Annotated in this window: 16 protein-coding genes; 15 read left to right on the top strand and 1 reads right to left on the bottom strand. The window is 34.4% G+C overall.

Annotation, left to right across the window (positions count from 1 at the left end):
- The first annotated feature begins 78 nt into the window (after nt 1–78).
- The 4 genes from WD055_05855 to WD055_05840 all read left to right on the top strand — a co-directional run bounded on the left by WD055_05855 (nt 79) and on the right by WD055_05840 (nt 4287).
- Nucleotides 79–1062 carry a hypothetical protein gene (locus tag WD055_05855; GenBank protein MEX0849728.1) on the top strand — a complete coding sequence of 328 codons (984 nt, stop codon included), beginning with the start codon at nt 79–81 and terminating at the stop codon, nt 1060–1062.
- Nucleotides 1063–1302: 240 nt separating this feature from the next.
- The gene (locus WD055_05850; GenBank protein ID MEX0849727.1) at nt 1303–3435 is read left to right on the top strand and encodes a hypothetical protein; all 2133 of its coding nucleotides are present in this window, start codon (nt 1303–1305) and stop codon (nt 3433–3435) included.
- 142 nt (nt 3436–3577) lie between these two features.
- On the top strand, nt 3578–3871 hold the full coding sequence (locus WD055_05845) for a nucleotidyltransferase domain-containing protein (GenBank protein ID MEX0849726.1): 294 nt from the start codon (nt 3578–3580) through the stop codon (nt 3869–3871).
- Complete coding sequence (locus tag WD055_05840) at nt 3859–4287, top strand: HI0074 family nucleotidyltransferase substrate-binding subunit (GenBank protein MEX0849725.1); 429 nt, start codon at nt 3859–3861, stop codon at nt 4285–4287. Before WD055_05845 ends, WD055_05840 begins: the two co-directional genes overlap by 13 nt.
- Before the next feature lie 38 nt (nt 4288–4325).
- Here WD055_05840 and topA read toward each other — a convergent pair whose 3' ends face one another.
- Nucleotides 4326–6581 carry a type I DNA topoisomerase gene (gene topA / locus WD055_05835; GenBank protein ID MEX0849724.1) on the bottom strand — a complete coding sequence of 752 codons (2256 nt, stop codon included), beginning with the start codon at nt 6579–6581 and terminating at the stop codon, nt 4326–4328.
- 690 nt (nt 6582–7271) lie between these two features.
- On the opposite strand from topA, the gene WD055_05830 reads away from it, so the two are divergent.
- The 11 genes from WD055_05830 to WD055_05780 all read left to right on the top strand — a co-directional run bounded on the left by WD055_05830 (nt 7272) and on the right by WD055_05780 (nt 16590).
- A complete protein-coding gene (locus tag WD055_05830) occupies nt 7272–8291 on the top strand; it encodes an AAA family ATPase (protein MEX0849723.1) in 1020 nt (339 codons plus the stop codon).
- Between the two features lie 60 nt (nt 8292–8351).
- Nucleotides 8352–8483: a hypothetical protein gene (locus WD055_05825; GenBank protein ID MEX0849722.1), complete on the top strand. Its 132-nt coding sequence runs from the start codon at nt 8352–8354 to the stop codon at nt 8481–8483.
- Nucleotides 8484–8523: 40 nt separating this feature from the next.
- Nucleotides 8524–8949, top strand: a complete 426-nt coding sequence (locus WD055_05820; GenBank protein ID MEX0849721.1) for a hypothetical protein — start codon at nt 8524–8526, stop codon at nt 8947–8949.
- A 14-nt stretch (nt 8950–8963) separates the two neighbouring features.
- The gene (locus WD055_05815; GenBank protein ID MEX0849720.1) at nt 8964–9461 is read left to right on the top strand and encodes a hypothetical protein; all 498 of its coding nucleotides are present in this window, start codon (nt 8964–8966) and stop codon (nt 9459–9461) included.
- A 105-nt stretch (nt 9462–9566) separates the two neighbouring features.
- On the top strand, nt 9567–10331 hold the full coding sequence (locus WD055_05810; GenBank protein MEX0849719.1) for a hypothetical protein: 765 nt from the start codon (nt 9567–9569) through the stop codon (nt 10329–10331).
- A gap of 151 nt (nt 10332–10482) precedes the next feature.
- The gene (locus tag WD055_05805) at nt 10483–11052 is read left to right on the top strand and encodes a lysophospholipid acyltransferase family protein (GenBank protein MEX0849718.1); all 570 of its coding nucleotides are present in this window, start codon (nt 10483–10485) and stop codon (nt 11050–11052) included.
- Complete coding sequence (locus tag WD055_05800; GenBank protein MEX0849717.1) at nt 11052–12038, top strand: VWA domain-containing protein; 987 nt, start codon at nt 11052–11054, stop codon at nt 12036–12038. Before WD055_05805 ends, WD055_05800 begins: the two co-directional genes overlap by 1 nt.
- The gene (locus WD055_05795; protein MEX0849716.1) at nt 12035–13045 is read left to right on the top strand and encodes a VWA domain-containing protein; all 1011 of its coding nucleotides are present in this window, start codon (nt 12035–12037) and stop codon (nt 13043–13045) included. The genes WD055_05800 and WD055_05795 overlap by 4 nt, the downstream gene beginning before the upstream one ends.
- Nucleotides 13042–14166: a hypothetical protein gene (locus WD055_05790; GenBank protein ID MEX0849715.1), complete on the top strand. Its 1125-nt coding sequence runs from the start codon at nt 13042–13044 to the stop codon at nt 14164–14166. The genes WD055_05795 and WD055_05790 overlap by 4 nt, the downstream gene beginning before the upstream one ends.
- Nucleotides 14147–15877 (top strand): BatD family protein, encoded by a 1731-nt coding sequence (locus WD055_05785; GenBank protein ID MEX0849714.1) that lies wholly within the window; start codon nt 14147–14149, stop codon nt 15875–15877. The genes WD055_05790 and WD055_05785 overlap by 20 nt, the downstream gene beginning before the upstream one ends.
- Nucleotides 15877–16590 carry an SH3 domain-containing protein gene (locus WD055_05780; GenBank protein ID MEX0849713.1) on the top strand — a complete coding sequence of 238 codons (714 nt, stop codon included), beginning with the start codon at nt 15877–15879 and terminating at the stop codon, nt 16588–16590. Before WD055_05785 ends, WD055_05780 begins: the two co-directional genes overlap by 1 nt.
- Nucleotides 16591–16600 lie beyond the last annotated feature (10 nt).

Here is a 16600-nt window from a genome sequence, read left to right as displayed (position 1 = left end):
CTTCACTTGGCCTTTTTTATTATCTTAAATTATGCACTTCAGAGTTGAATCTGGGCAATTAAAAATCAAGTTGTTTTTGTGAGTAGCAACATTCTTTATTCGTGTGATATAAAAACAGGAGGCTGTAAGCAGCTATTTAGTGTATCTGAAGGTCAAGCTATTAGAAATCTTAGATATGAAGATGAACATGATAGAATTTTTATAGAAACCGAAGATCGTAATCTGTTTATGTATGATGGCTGCACGCAAACAGTTGCAACGTTATTTCAGATGGAGCTTGATGAACAACTTGGGCCTAATGAAAGGTTTAGGCCTAAATGCGAACAGATTAATCAAACAAACAGTCGGTTGTTGATACAAACTAATAAATGTGTGAGGCTTTTTGATCTAGAATCGTGTAGGATTATTGCATCATTTGATTTGAATGCAAGACAAAGAAATGAATGTTATTTGAGCAAAACGGGCGATATTATATTGACTAGGGTCGGAAAAGATGTATTTGTTTATTCAACTGCTACAGATGAGCAAAAACATATATTTCGCGCAGGTGCAAGAGATTTTATTGATGTGGAATTGAATGCGTCCGGAGATAAAGTTCTGATTTATACGTCTAAAAAAGTTTATTTATATGATGAAAAAAAAGATGTTGTCAATGTTGTTTGGGAGAATGATAAAAATCAGAGAGTTAGAAAAGCATATTTTAATAAAGCTGAAAATACAGTAATTTTTGAACTGTTTCATCAGATACATTTATATGATGTTGAGACCGGTCGAATTAAAGGAAGTTTTATTGCTCAAGAGCAAGAGAATCCATTTTATGGATATCTAAGTGAAGATGAAGCATCATTCGTCATAGTTTCTTCAGGTCGATTAATTAATTGGAGTATTTCAGCGATGGATATACTGAATCAACTTAATGCAGAACAGCTTGATTTTATCCAAAAAGCATCCGGATCATGGCAAAAAAAGAAACCTTATATCGTTAAAAAAAATGAAAGTAAGCTGTATGACAGTTTGCCTGAAAGATTTAAAAAGAAACATTTTTTTAGTATCTTTATTTGAGTTTATGCAGCTGCAACACCGGCTTTTTTGTAGCCACAGGTTTGTTTCGACAAATTTATAAAAAAGATAATATACAATCAGTTGTATTTAATGATCAAGAAAATGAGCTTTTGCTTTCCACTGAACATGAATTTTTTGCAGTGCCTTTCATATAACAAGTAATTTTGCATACATATTTTAGCGTGATATACTACGTTCTGTTTTAAATTTGAAATAGCTTAAATTATAAAGGCATATTATATGAAAAATTTTAAAAAAACTGTAGCTATATTTCAATTGTTGATTGTACCTTTTGTAAGTGCAATGGACACAAAAACAGATGATGAAATAGCTGGTATGTTGAATGTTCGTATTATTAATCAAGATCGATTTGAAGAACAATCTGGAATACGGCAAGAAATAGATCATTTGGGTGTAAAAAGAAAAAGAACTGCATGTAATGTTGATCGAACACAATTGCTTGCTACAGCAATGAGGGCTTTGCGTCAAGATAAAGAGACAAGAGGAGACAGGCTTCTTGATGCAATGAACAGTGCTATTCCTAAAAACAACGGTACAAATGAACTTTTTGTGTCATTTATACCAAATGAACATTTGCTGTCATTGGTAGAGAAATTAAATAAAGATGATCTTTTATTTTTGCTTAAAAAAGCAAATGATCGTGACATGCCAGTTTTACAAAAAACATGTACGGATGCGTTAGTGCAAGACAGATTATGTACTTTTAGTGAAGTTGAGCAGTTACCTTTAGAGTTAGCTGAAGCGATAAAAATGGAGCGTTTTAAATTTTTTGATCGATGTTTTTTAAGGCGGGGTGGATTAGTTTCTTTTCAAAAAATACTATCTCAAGATAGTTTTATGGTAAAGTCTGATAAGTTAGGCAAAGCACTTATTGTGCGTGATAATGGACGTCTTTTCTTTTATGATGTTGCGTCAGAAATGTATACAGAACTTTTTTTTCCTGACGATATTAAGGATTCTTGTTGTGGTGATATAATTTTGCTCAATAGAGAAAACGGCTTGATATGTTTTTTAGTAAATCGTTTTGAGCAGAGTCCTATAGTGATATACAATATGTTAACAAAAGAATGGAAACGTTTTCATGTTTTTGATAAATATGTTCATTCTCGTTATGAATTGGTCTTTAATCAAGCAAAAGATAAACTTATTTTTTGTTCAGTATCAGGAAAAATAGGTATTTTGGATCTACAGACATATGAGCATTTTTTGATTGATCAAATGCGCGATGATGAAAGAACTATTGATTATACATTTAATCAAGTCGGCGATAGAGTCGTCTTTATGTCGGACCGACGTTTTAGAATTTATGATGTACAAAACAGTAAACAGATTCAGGTATCAGGGGTTGTTCCTGAAGGCGATTTAACTTATATATATTTTAATGAAATCGATAATCGAGTCTTTTTCAAAAATGGAAATAAGTTTTGTGTTTGTAATGCACAAACTGGAGAGTGTAAAGAAGTTTTGCATGTTCATCCGGAGCAAACAATAAGATCCGTTTCTTATAATAGGTTGAATAATAAGCTTTTCATTGAAACTGATCGTCGTCTATTTGTGTATGATGAGCATAAGCAGATTTCTACAGAGTTTGCTCAAATCGATCCCGATGAAGAATTAGTAGAAAAAAATATACAGATAAATGAACAAAAAAATAGGTTTCTTGTTCAAACCAATAGGCGTGCACGGCTTTTTGATATTGCAACAAATGATATGATAGCTTCATTTAATTTAAATTCGGATGAAAAAACAACATGTCGTTTAAATGCTACAGGTGAACATGTATTAATTGAAACTGCAAATAGATTGTCATTATATTCAGTTAAAAGTGATTCATTAAGAAAGGTATACGAAACCTTTTCACCTTCTGAGTCTATATCTTCCGCTTTTAGTAAAAAGGGTGATAGAGTTTTGATGTACACAAGAAAAAAAGCGTATATATATGATGTTGAAACAGGGGATAGCTGTTGCATGCATATGGCTACTGAACCTCATGAGATTATTAAATCAGTCTTTTTTAATCAGTCTGAGGATATGATGATTGTTGATGCAGATAAATTTGTGGCTCTTATTGATGTAAAAACAAAAAAATGGAAAGGTTGTTTCTCTTGTAAAGAAGATGAGTTTGTAGAGTACGTTCAGTTAAATGATAAAGAGGCATCACTTTTGATTAAGACAACAGAGCGATTGGTTAATTGGACTATTTCAGGTATGTCGTTATGGCAGCAATTAAATACGCAACAATGTGATTTTATGCACAAAATAAGTAAATTCAATAGCATAATAAGTGGCCATGACAAAGAGATGTATGATAGCCTGCCTGAAAGATTAAAAAATGCCCGAATGTTTAGATAGTAATATAGATGGTAGTTATAAGATACTAAAGAGAAAATATAATGCATGATCATATGAGTTCACTTATGGTAAGCGCGCATTAATTGCAGGTTCGTTTGTAATGATGATATACTAAATGAAACTATTATTTAGGAGTGCAACTATGTCTATAAAAAAAGAACATAAATCTAAAATGCTTGGGATTTTGAATGTATTGTTTCCTGGTGCGCAGATTTATCTTTTTGGATCACGTGCACGTGGAACTTATACAGACTCTTCGGATGTTGATATTGCTATAGACGCCGGACAAAAAATGGAACTGTCATCAGTTGGAGAAGCTAGAGATGTTATGGAAGCTTTATATATTCCATATAAGGTTGACGTTGTAGATGTATATCGCATGCCAGAAGATATGCGGAAAATGGTTTTATCAGAAGGGAAATTATGGCGTCAGTAGAAAACTTAAAGAAAAGATATGCTTCAGTAAAAGATTCATTGTATCAATTGAATAAAAATATTTTAATTTTAAAAAATGATCCAGTTGGTAAAACCCATTATGAGTTTATGCGAAACTCTGAAATTCAATGTTTTGAGTTTTCCTTAGATACTTTTTGGAAATTACTTAAAGAATATCTATTACAGGTTTACAAGGTCAGTGTTGAAGTTCCTACACCTAAAAAAGTATTTCGAGAATCATTGAATATTAAGTTGATTACTGAAGATGAATTTAATGCCTTGCTTGATGCAGTTGATGCCAGAAATGTTACTTCTCATACATATCATGAAGAGCTTGCTCAAGAGATTTCACAAAAAATACCTCATTTTTATGAAGTAATTAATGGAATTTTTTCTCGCCTTAAAATAGATCAATAAGCAAAAATTAAAATGAGCATTCGATATAATTTTTGTAGCTATGCAGCTGCAACACCGGCTTTTTTGTAGCCACAGGTTTTTTCAGAACATACTAATGTAATGTTGCCATCTTTATCAAATTTTTTCATCAAGAACGGTAATTTACATTCCGGACATGGAATTTCTTCAATGTCACTAAAGATAGCAAATTTACATTTTGGATAATTACTGCAACCATACATGGTGCCACCGCGCCATTTACGTTGAATAATATCCCCTTTCTTGCACGATAAACATTTAAATGATGCTTTGACCTGTGGAATGAATTTACATTCGGGATAACCGGAACATGCTTTGAACATGCCGAATTTACCACGCACTTCACGAAGGTTTTTGCCGCATTTAGGGCATACTTCTTCAAGAAGTTTTGGTGCTTCAGCTTGGATTAATTCAAGAGTTCCATCTTCATTACGTTTAAAGTTTGAAGTGAAATCACAATCGGGATAGCCAAGACAGCCCAAAAATGCACCGGCTTTACCAAAACGAATTGCTAATTGATGTTGCTTACATTTTGGACATTGTACATCGGTCGGTTCAGCTTTTTTTGTTTTATCATTGCCCAAAAATGCATCGAGATCTTTTTTGAATGCGGCATAAAATTCACGCAATAAAGCATCGCGCTCAAGTTCGCCTTGTGCAATTTTATCTAGATCTTCTTCCATTAATGCAGTGAATTTTACATTCATTATTTTGGGTAGATTATCAACCAACATTTTTGTAACAGCCATGCCAAGTTCAGTTGGCATAAATCGTTTTTTCTCAAGTGTAACGTATTTACGTGCTTGAATGGTGCTTAAAATTGCAGCATAAGTACTTGGTCGGCCAATACCTTCTTTTTCCAGCTCTTTAACTAATGAACCTTCAGAGTATTTTGGAGGTGGTTGAGTGAAATGTTGTTTTGGATTAATTTTTTTCAGACCCAATGGATCTTTTGCTTTAATATCTTTTGGTATGGCAGTTTTTTTCTCTTTTTCATCTTCATCGACGCCATATACTTTCAAAAAACCATCAAATATCAAGGTTGAACCGGTAACTTTAAATGTATATTTACCGCCATCAATAACAACTTGGCGCTGAGCATAGATTGCCGATTTCATTTGGCATGCAACAAAACGTTGCCAAATTAATTCATATAAACGAGCTTCATCGCGAGAAAGGTATTTTTTTGCAATTTCCGGAGTGATGCTTGTATCAATAGGGCGAATTGCCTCATGAGCATCTTGTGCTTTGCCGCCTTTTGCATATACGTTTGCTTTTGTCGGCAGATAAGTCTTATCAAATGTTTTGCCTATATAGTCACGTGCTTGACCTATAGCAGTATCGGATAAACGTAATGAATCGGTACGCATGTAGGTAATAAGAGCAACGGGAGAAGAAGGGTCCTTAAATGGTAAACCTTCATATAGCTTTTGTGCGATGGTCATAGTTTTTTTAACTGAAAAACCCATGCGATTAAATGCGGCTTGTTGCAATGTACTGGTCATAAATGGTGCAACTGGATTTTTTATGCGCTTTTTATCTTTTACTTCAGTAACGACATAGTTGTTCTTTTTGATTTCAGCAACAACTTCATCCGCTTTCTTTTTATCTTTAATTTCTATTTTTTTCTTATTGATGTGTGTTAATACAGCATCGAATTTATCTTTATTATGCTCAAATGTACCAGTGATACTCCAGTATTCATCAGGTTTAAAGTTGCGAATAGCTTCTTCACGTTCACAAATTAAGCGTAAGGCAACAGATTGTACACGTCCGGCAGATAAACCTTTTTGTAATTTGCGCCATAATATTGGAGATACTTCATAACCTACCCAGCGATCTAATACACGGCGTGCTTGTTGTGCTGCTACTTTATCCAAATCAATATGATTTTTTTCTAAAATAGCCTGTTGAATTGCAGGCTTGGTAATCTCATTAAAGGTAATGCGATGAATGCGACTTTTATCTTTAATAAGCTTTTCAATCTCTTGACCAATATGCCAAGCGATAATTTCACCCTCGCGATCAGGGTCAGGTGCAAGATAGATTTCTTGTGCAGTTGCGGCAGCTTTACAGATATCGGCAATGACGCGTTCTTTTCGGTCTAAAGGAACGTATTCAAGCTCTATAGTATCATCATTAAGGGTGACACCAAGTTTTTTTGATGGCAAATCCATAATATGCCCAACCGTGGACATGATTTTAAAATCTGAACCCAAAAATTTGGAGATAGTTTTGATTTTCGCGGGTGACTCAACAATTAGTAATTTTTTCATTCTATCTTTTATACCTATAAAAATACCTATAATACCTATGCGATATGCATAAATAGCGCCTACCATCATTTTTAGGATAATCAAAAAATTTTCAAAAAGTCAAATAAGTTCGGCGTTGAAAACCTATAATATGATTACTAAATGGTTTTGTGCATTATCTATCACAGGGTATAGATTTTATAAAAAAAAGCCAATAGGCAATATCTGCTCATTCAAAGCAAATTGTGTATAGTGTATAAAAAATGTACATGTTAGTTTGATTGCTGTCAAAGCAACGAAATTGTGCAACAAAAGCAAAAAATATTAAAAATCGGGAAAGCGCAACATAATATTGTGCAAAAATGGGTGTGCAAAATTGTCAAAATTATCATATTGCAACAAATGAAAAAATAAATTTAAATGAGCTCGCAAATACTATTGACAGCTTCTTTTGTATGTGTATGATTTAATATTAAAAAAGATCGAAGATTCTTTGTGTGAAGCAAGCAGACAAGTTTAAGACACTTTTAAAAACATGAAGGAACTCTCGATGAAATCTATCGATATCATTTACGTCACATTCTGACGAAACTCAAATCAATATATTTTTTATAAACAGCTTACCATAAGTAAGAAGTAAGAGAATTTTTAATAATAGAGATAAACTTGAGCGTGAACATTTACATTAACTTTTATGATTTAGGATTTATTTTGAAAAAAAACTATATATTTGCTTTATTTATCATTATTACAACTCAGGCTCACGGTGCAGCTTTAACAGCATATAAGACTCTTGAGCCGACAAGTGCCATTACAGATGAGCGTTATATTGTTGCTCAGCCCATGCCTTTAAAGCAAGATGTTGTTGATGCTGCTATTGATTTTTTGCCCACAAAATTTAAGATGACTGCAAAGGGACTTTCAGATGGAAGCATAAAGAGTGGTGTCATGTTATTTTGTGGTCCAACTGGAACGGGAAAGACAACGGCAGCCAGGTCTATTGGTCAAGCATATTATAAAAACCCGTATTATTTTGTTAGTGTGAATTTGCTTGGTGATGCATACCGCAATTCGAACCAAAGATCTTTGGATGTTAACTTAAAGCCGATTATAGAACTAGCCTCAAAAGAGCCTCAGTTTGTTGTTATTGATGAACTACAAATATTGACTCGGATAAAGGATGGTTATTCTGTTGATCGAAGAAATACCGTTTTGCATTTTTTGTCATTGGTTGATGAGATGAAAAAGACAGAAAATATTGTTCTTGTTGGTGTTGTTAGAAAAATGCGTTATATCCCACAGTCTTTAAATCCTAGATATTTGAGAAGTGAACTTTATCATTTTAATCCAGTTGCATCAGATGCTCATCATGAACGCTTGTTACAAATTTGTTTATCAAGACCAAGTCGTGTGCCTCGTAATGTAACCAACGAAGAAATAAAAGAGGTTGCAAGATATTTTAAAGGTGACTTGCGTTTGGTCGATCACATTGTTCAAGAAGCAGAAGGTGTAGCATTTGAGCGTGATAATGAAAAACCTGTTTTGATTAAAGCCGATATAATACAAGCATTTGAAAATTTTGAAGAAGCAAAAGAAGAATGCCGAAAAAGAAAATTAAAGTCTGAATCTTGGGAAAAATGGTTAGAGAGACATGATCAAGAAATAAAGATTTTGGGTTCTGTTGCATCTATAGCTGTTGTGTCGAGCATTATAATGTTTAGTTATAAGTAATATTTTGTAAGTATTAGGCAGTTGCTGATAGAGTCTGTATATGCTTAAAAGAGAGATGCTATGAATTTAAATAAACTATTTTTTATTACATTTTTTTTATATTTATGTGGTTTTGCACAAGCGAATCAAACATCACATGAAATCGCAATCAATGCATTGCAGATTGAGATTAGTAAATTTGAAATGGCATAAAGTTGTAAGTAAGTTATAAATATTAGAACAAAAGAAAGTTATGAATAATAAAATTGTATTAACGTTTTTTTCGGTTATGTTTGTTGCCAAATTTATTTTTGCTGAAGATTTTACTCAAGAATTCTTATTATCGAATCTTAAATATGATCTTCAGAAATTAGAAATAGAAGAAGAAATCCTTGATGATGCTGTAAAAAAGTTTACTTTGAAACCGGCTGCAATAGTCTCTTTGGTAGGCTTTACTTTGGCTTTTTGTATGGCAAATAAGATTGATGAGTCTTCAGGATACAGGCGTTCTTTTTATGGAACGGTTTTTTGTTGCAGTTTTTGCTTGGCAATGGGTTCAATATTGGGGGCTCTTAGTATTTTTGATAAGCGTGGGAACAAAGCGCAACTAACTAAAAAAATACAGTTATTACAACAACGGATAGAAAGTATTGAAATTCAAAGAAAAAGTATATGTTAACAGAAGGGTTAAAAATGAAAAAAAAATGTGTGATCACAATAATGTTATTGATAGCTTGTAATGCGTATACAACAAATGCAGAAGTGAATTTACGAGATAAAGAAAAAGTAAACAACGAATATATGTTATCTTTAAAAAATAAGCTGTCTATGTGTAAAGCATTTAAGGCGCCATTTGCAAAGTTATCAGGAATCAAACCGATGTTATTCTTCGGTTTGATTGGTTTTATGGGAGTATATTTTACTCTTCGGGAGTTGAAATTTTATGATCGAATCTATAATGAATTTGTTACAAAGGAAGCTCTTTCTAAAGGTCTAGAAGAAAGACTTAGATATAAAAAAGCTATGTTTGAAACGTTATCTAGAGGAGAGTTTTATCTATTTTGGAATAAATTTTATTGTTTTGTCACCGGCATTCCATGTGTCGCTTTAATGGTAAATAAATGGCTTGATTGGTCATGTGAGTCGTTACAAGAAGATATTGATGCAGTTATGCAGGATATTGTTGTTTGATCATTATTTTCAAGGTAAATATAAAGCATCTTGTATGAATTCTCCCATTTTGGTAGATTTTTTGTATATATACTTATACTTTAAATTGATATGGAGATCATCAAGATGCTTTTACTGCGTTCATGGAAAGATTCATTAGCTTTATTTATCCCAAAGAATTTTAAGCTTTTTTTATTGGTCAGTTTAAAAACTGCAATGGAAACCTATGGTAATCTTTTGTATTACTTTTGGTGGCTTATATTATTGGTATTTGTTTTTGAGATCGGTTGCTATTATCCCGAATGTATATTGCTTGGGCCGGCTTGGTATTTGATTGATTCTGTGCTGATTGTTTGTTTAGCATTTTCATTATTAATGTTGGTGCGTCCATCGGTGCAACCCAAGGGATTCCATTATTTTGAAGAGCATGCAAAAAAAACAGCAATAGGTTTTGTTGTTTTATATTTTTTGTTTAATTTTGTACGGTCGCATCTGGGTGATGCGGTTTTGAATGCTCTTGCATGGTTAAATGGTCAATCATTAATATATGAAACATTACATCCATTTGCACAGTTTTTGTATGATCAATCACCGTTTATTATGTTGCCCCCATTTGTGTTTAGTGTGCTTTTTTATTTTGATAGTAATGGGACCATTAAATCGTGGCTTTTATCTATTGTGCGTGGCATTGTAATGTTTGTGTATAATTTTCCTTTTTGTTTGATTTCAGTGCTGGCATGCTTTGGTTTGTGGACTGTATTGCATTACATTTCACCACTTTATGGCAAGTTCCTCTTCTTTTCATTCGTGCCGTTTGTGGTATCATATTTTAAAACTATGTATGTAAAACGAGTTCATGATCAATTTAGCCTGTATTATCCAAATGAATAAAATATCGATAAAAACTGTTATATATAATTTTTTCGGGCGCCTTTTATTTTTATTGGTAATGTCTGTCATAGCCTTGCCGATGTTAGTATTGGTGTTTTTGGTGCCACAAAAGTATCGTTACAATAGGGTATATTTTTTTGTATCTCATATAATGTATAAAGCTGTATTGTGGGCTTCGTGGTTGCCGATTCATATCACAGGCAAAGAGCATATTCCTGAAGATCCGGCTATCTTTGTGGCTAATCATTCTTCATCGTTTGATGTTCCTTTATTGGGCTCATTGGTCAATAGTCATCCGCATATTTGGTTGGCGATGACATGGTTAACCAAGTTTTGGTTGTTCCGTTTGTTGTTGCCGCGCGTAGCGGTTTTAGTTGATATGTCCAGCCCGCAAAGGGGGGGACGTTCCTTGATAAAAACAATTGATTTGATAAAAAAATATAATACGCATGTTATGATTTTTCCTGAAGGTGCACGATACACTGATGGCAAAGTACATGATTTTTATGGTGGTTTTTCTTTGTTGGCAAAAAAAATGCATCTTCCGGTGATTCCGGTACGGATGTTTAACTTGGAAAAAGTGTATCCACCCAATACGTTTTGGGTGCATTATCATCCGGTCAATGTAGTGATTGGTGAACCAATGTACATGCGTGAAGATGAAACAGATACGGAGTTTAAAGATCGGGTTCACCGGTGGTTTATACAGCAGGAACAGTAATGAATTATACGTTAGAGTGGCAACAATTATCTTATCTTTATTGGCTTATTCCAGCAATTTTTTTGTTTTGTTGGTTGCGACTGAAAATGTATCGTCCGGTGCGTTATCGTTTTACTTTAGTACAACAATTTTTTCAAAATAATATACAAACAAAACATATATACGCATCATTTTTCTTTCTGTTAAGATTGCTTACCTTATCAACTCTTGCATTGCTTATTGCGCAGCCACGTTTAGTGGATATGGATTCGCGGGTGCCGGTTGAAGGTGTTGATATTATGATGGTATTGGATATTTCAGGAAGTATGCGTTTTCAGGATGAAGCGGGTGATCCGCGCACACGACTTGATGTTGCAAAGCAAGAAGCGATTCGGTTTGTTGATAAGCGTGATAATGATGCAATTGGACTGGCTCTTTTTGCAAATGATGCATTGTCTCGTGTGCCATTAACTATGGATAAACAGTTATTAAAAAAAGTGATTTCAGAACTTTATTTAGGATTTATTAATCCGGATGGCACCTTATTGTTTACCGGTGTTTTGACCGCTGCAAATCGCTTGAAACATTCAAAAGCAAAAAGTAAAATTATGATTTTACTCACTGATGGTGAACCGACCGATGGCGATATGAGTCCGCAAGTTGTGACTGAAATACTCAAACAACTTGGCATTAAAGTGTATGCAATTGGTGTGGGCAATGATAAACCTGCATATGTGCATACTCATATGGGCATGGCATTAATTCCGGGCATCAATCGTGATGTATTGGAATCTATTGCGCATGAAACCGGTGGTAAATTCTTCTTGGCAAAAAAACCGAATGATATGCGTGCAATTTATGATACGATCAATGCATTGGAAACATCAGAGCAAGAGGTTCCTATATTTAGTAAATGGTATGATATCGCATTTTCTGTAATTTGGTTTATTCTAGCATTGTTAATTGTTGAATTAAGTGTTGCAACTTTTGTGTGGTTTAGTTTATGAACATTATGGATTTTAATATACATTTTGCACGGCCGGATATGTTGTGGAAGGTTTTACCTTATATTATTGTAGCTACCGTTATATTAATGTATCGATTATACAAAACAAATGCGGTAGTGCATTTATTGGCCGGTCCGAATCAAATAAAAAATGTGTTACGACATTATTCATTCATAAGATCTATAGTCAAAATTGTTCTGTTTTTAGCAGGGATGTTTTTTTTGGCTGTTGCATTAATGCGACCACAATGGAATGAAGCTGAACATGCGGTTACACAGAAAGGGCGCGACCTGCTTATTGCGCTTGATATTTCACGCAGTATGTTAGCACAAGATTTAGAACCAGATCGTTTAAGTTTTGCAAAAAATAAAATAAAAAAATTGTTAGGATCGTTGCCGACTGAACGTGTAGGATTACTTCTATTTTCCGGTTCAACTTTTTTACAATGTCCACTTACTGACGATAAAGCTGCATTTAATATGTTTTTAGATTCAATTGATGTTGAGACAATCTCATCGGGAACCACTGCGATTGAACAAGCAATAAAAGAAGCGATTTTATTGTTTAAAAAAATGCCTGAACGTAAAAATAAACTGTTATTAATTTTTACTGATGGTGAAGATTTCTCCAGTAATTTAACGCAAGTGAAAAAAGATGCAGCCAAGATTGGTTTGCATATAATTACAGTAGGTGTGGGGACTCCTGAAGGTGCACCGATTCCTTTATATGATAGACGATCAAAGCAAACGGGACATCAACATGATGCACAAGGCAATGTAGTGATTTCTCGTATGAATGAAGGCATTTTACATCGTTTGGCAGAAGATACCGGGGGGATGTTTGTACCGATTACAGAAAACAGTAATGATATTAAAAAAATTCAGCAATTTGTACGTTCATTTGAAAAAGAACATCTTGAAGATAAGATGGTTACACAGTTTCAAGAACAGTATCATTATCCGTTGTTAATCAGTTTTATTTGTTTTGCAATTGAATGGTTATTATGAAGAAGTTAATTATTTTTCTGTTAGTAGTTTGCAATGCCCATGGGCTATTTGACTATGATCGTGCAGTACATAGTGCACAAAAAGAACAATGGGCTCAAGCAGGTCAGCAGTTCAAAACATTGGTCACGGAGCAACCGGATAATCCTGAGTTGTTATATGATGCGGGTGTAGTTGCTTTTCAAAATGAAGATCTTATGCAAGCAAAAGCATTGTTTGAAGCTGCTGCACAAAATGAAAAAGCATCGCGTACATTAAAAGAACAGGCTTACTTTAATAAAGGGAATACGCATGTTAAAGCAGAAGAATTAAAAGAAGCATTGTTGAGTTATGAGCAAACGTTGATGCTTAATCCGGAAAATGAACACGCAAAGCATAATCATGAGACGGTAAAAAAAATACTTGACCAACAAGAGCAACAGCAACAAGAAAAAAATAATCAAGAAAATAAAGATCAAAACAAAGATCAGCAGGATAATCAAAATCAGGATCAACAACAATCAGATCAACAAAAACAGGACAATGATCAAAACAAGGAAGATGATCAAGAGCAAGATAGTAATGATTGTAATGATTGCCAAGGCAAAGACGAGCAAAGTAAAAAAGATGGTCAACAAGATAAAGACAGTTCACCAAAAGATGGAGATGAATCGTCTGATGATTCACAAGAATCCGAGGGTGACGAACAAAAACAGGATGAACAGCCAAAAAAAGGAAATGATGACCGTCTTGACCAACAAGGCGATCAAGAAGACGAAAAAGAGGGTGGGCCAGATAAAGAGGAACAGCAATCCCAACAGGATAATCAACGGGACAAACGTAACGAGTTTAATAAAAATACGGAAGATGAAGAGCAAAAACAGCAACAAGAAAAACAGTTCGATCATGATCAATCCTTAGGTGAAAATGAAGATGACGCACAACAACAGGATATGCAAGGTGAGCAAAAAGAACAAGATATCCTTGAACAAGAGGAAGCAGCGCAACCGGTACAACAACTTGATCCGGCATTAGAACGGGTACTTGAAAAACGTGAAGGTCGAGATGCTCAATTGAATAAACGAATGGTAAAAGCTTTAGTTAGTCACGAAATGGCAGGACAGGATGGACAAAATTGTTGGTAAATACAGATACATTGGTTTTTTACTTGTATTAGTACATGTTGGATTGCATGCAAAACTTGTAATGGAAGTTACCAATATTAATGGAAACAAAGTTTCACAAGTTGCAGCGGGCGAACCTTTTTTAATAAAAGTTTCATTGGATAATGCAGATGCAGCCGCAGATATGCAAATTAAAGGATTAAGAGATTTTTCTGTACGCAAAACCGGTTACAGTCTTATTACGGTTAATGGAGAAAAAACAGCACAGCTTACCTATCAAGTGCAGATTGACAGGCCGGGTTCATATAGTTTAGGGCCCGCTTATAGTCCAAGCACTAAAGAGCGCTCAAATTCTATACGAATGAGTGTTGAAGCGGAGCAGGTAACGCAAAATAGAGCAAACAGATCACATGCATCATCAAAGAAAAAGAATGGTGATGTTCAATTACGTCTGTGGACAGATAAAGATACCGTATTTGTTGGAGAAAAAGTAAAAACAGTTTTACGTTTATATTTCCCTGAAAGTGATGATATTTCAGTTGAACAGATTATCACTAACGATCCGGATACTATTCAGGTTACTGAAAAAATTGGCCCAAAAAAAGGGGTACAAGAAATTGATGGTACGGAATATATTTTTTATGAATGGCAATGGGACATGTATGCAAATCAGGCAGGAAAATTGGTTATTCCGGCTTATTTTGTTGATTATAATAAACAGTTACCTATGCACAGTGGATTGGGACATTTTGCTATATTTTTTGGTCCTCGTTATGAACGTAAACGAGTATATTCAAATGCATTAACGTTACAAGTGCGTGCATTACCCGATGAGCAGCGCAAGGTTGATGCTGTTGGAAACTTTCTTGCTTATCGTGCAAAAATTCAACCGGCAGTTGCAAAGAAATATGAAGGAATGGTTTTGCGTTTGTCAATTGAAGGTGATGGCAATATGATCAGTTTAAAAGAACCGATATTGCAGGATATGCCTGAAACTTTTAAATATTATTTTTCAAAAAGCGCGGTTGAAAATAGGCCATTTGGACAAAAGAAAACATTTGAATACATTGTACAAGGAATGCAAGAAGGGGATTGGGAAATCCCTGAGCAAACATTTGCATTTTTTGATGTTGAAGGACGCACCTATAAAACATTGCATACTACTCCTTTATTCATTTCAATTTTGCCCGGTAAGGCATCAGCGCCGCTTCCGGATGTATCCGGTGGTGAGCCAGTATCTATACAAGATGATATTGCGCCTTTAATCGAGTATAGATTATCGGATTATCCGAGAAACAGTGTATTGTCATTCTGGTGGTTTGTTTTCTTGTTAGTAATGCCACTTTTCAGTTCATTATGCTATGTATTACTGTATCGTTCCGGTTGGCTAGTTCAAAAAATTGCACCTCATTATATAAAGCAACGTGCATTTAAGTTGGCAAAAAAACAACTTGCTCGCGCGTATCGTTATCATGATACACGTTTGTTATATGGTATATTTATGCAATTGATTGCGCATCGTTTATCTGTTGCAGTTGCGCAATTGAGCAGCACTGAGGTGAATGATATTATTGCCAAAAGTTCATGGGAACATGAAAAAAAACATGAATGGTCTGTGTTTTTTGATAAAATTTCACAAGCTGCTTATGCAGGTGCTGCAGGCCCAAAAGAAGTTCTACGTTTGTTTCATGAAGCTGCACAATGGCTTGCAGAACTTGAAAGGATAGTTTGATGAATATAAAGTATTATCTTTTTTGTTTCTTGCCTATTGCATTGATTGCGCAAGATGCACCATTGTTTAAAAAGGCAGATAACTCTTATCAACAACTTGAGTATGCGGACTCTTTACAAACGTATAAAAAAATAAAACATAAAGATGCTGCTGTTTGGTATAACATGGGGAATGCCGCCTATCATATGCAAGATTATCTCAAAGCGACTTTATATTGGTTACGCGCTCAAAAATATGGTGACGCAACAGTTTTTGCATTAGGCAGGCAAAACATGCATTACTTGCATGCTAAAATGGGATTATCTGAACCAACTTTGTCAGATCAGGTGTATGATTGGTTTTTATTATTAACAAAAAAGGTATCGCCTCTTGTTTGGCAACTATTATTTCTGGGATTATGGTATCTTCTTTTTTGGTTATGGATTGGTTGTAGTAATCGAGAAAAAAAACGGCTCTATATGGGTTTAGTAATTATGTTATTAGGCTTTGTTGTATGGCCAATTGTGATCGCATATCATGCAAATAAGCAACAAGCATTGGTTATGCAAGATGATGTTGCGGTATATAATGGACCTAATAAGTCATTTTATACCGTTGGTACCTTAAAAAAAGGAGCATTAGTTTCGGTTGATGCATCGGCAAAGCAATGGTATAAAATCGATTATGATAAAATGGTCGGTTGGGTTGAACGGGCATCGGTGACTAAAATTTAAACAATTAGGG

It is taken from the genome of Candidatus Dependentiae bacterium (assembly GCA_040878395.1).
Classification (GTDB): domain Bacteria; phylum Babelota; class Babeliae; order Babelales; family Vermiphilaceae; genus JAKBEL01.
The sequence above is the reverse complement of the archived record's forward strand: the minus strand, read 5'-3'. Positions and strand labels throughout refer to the sequence as shown.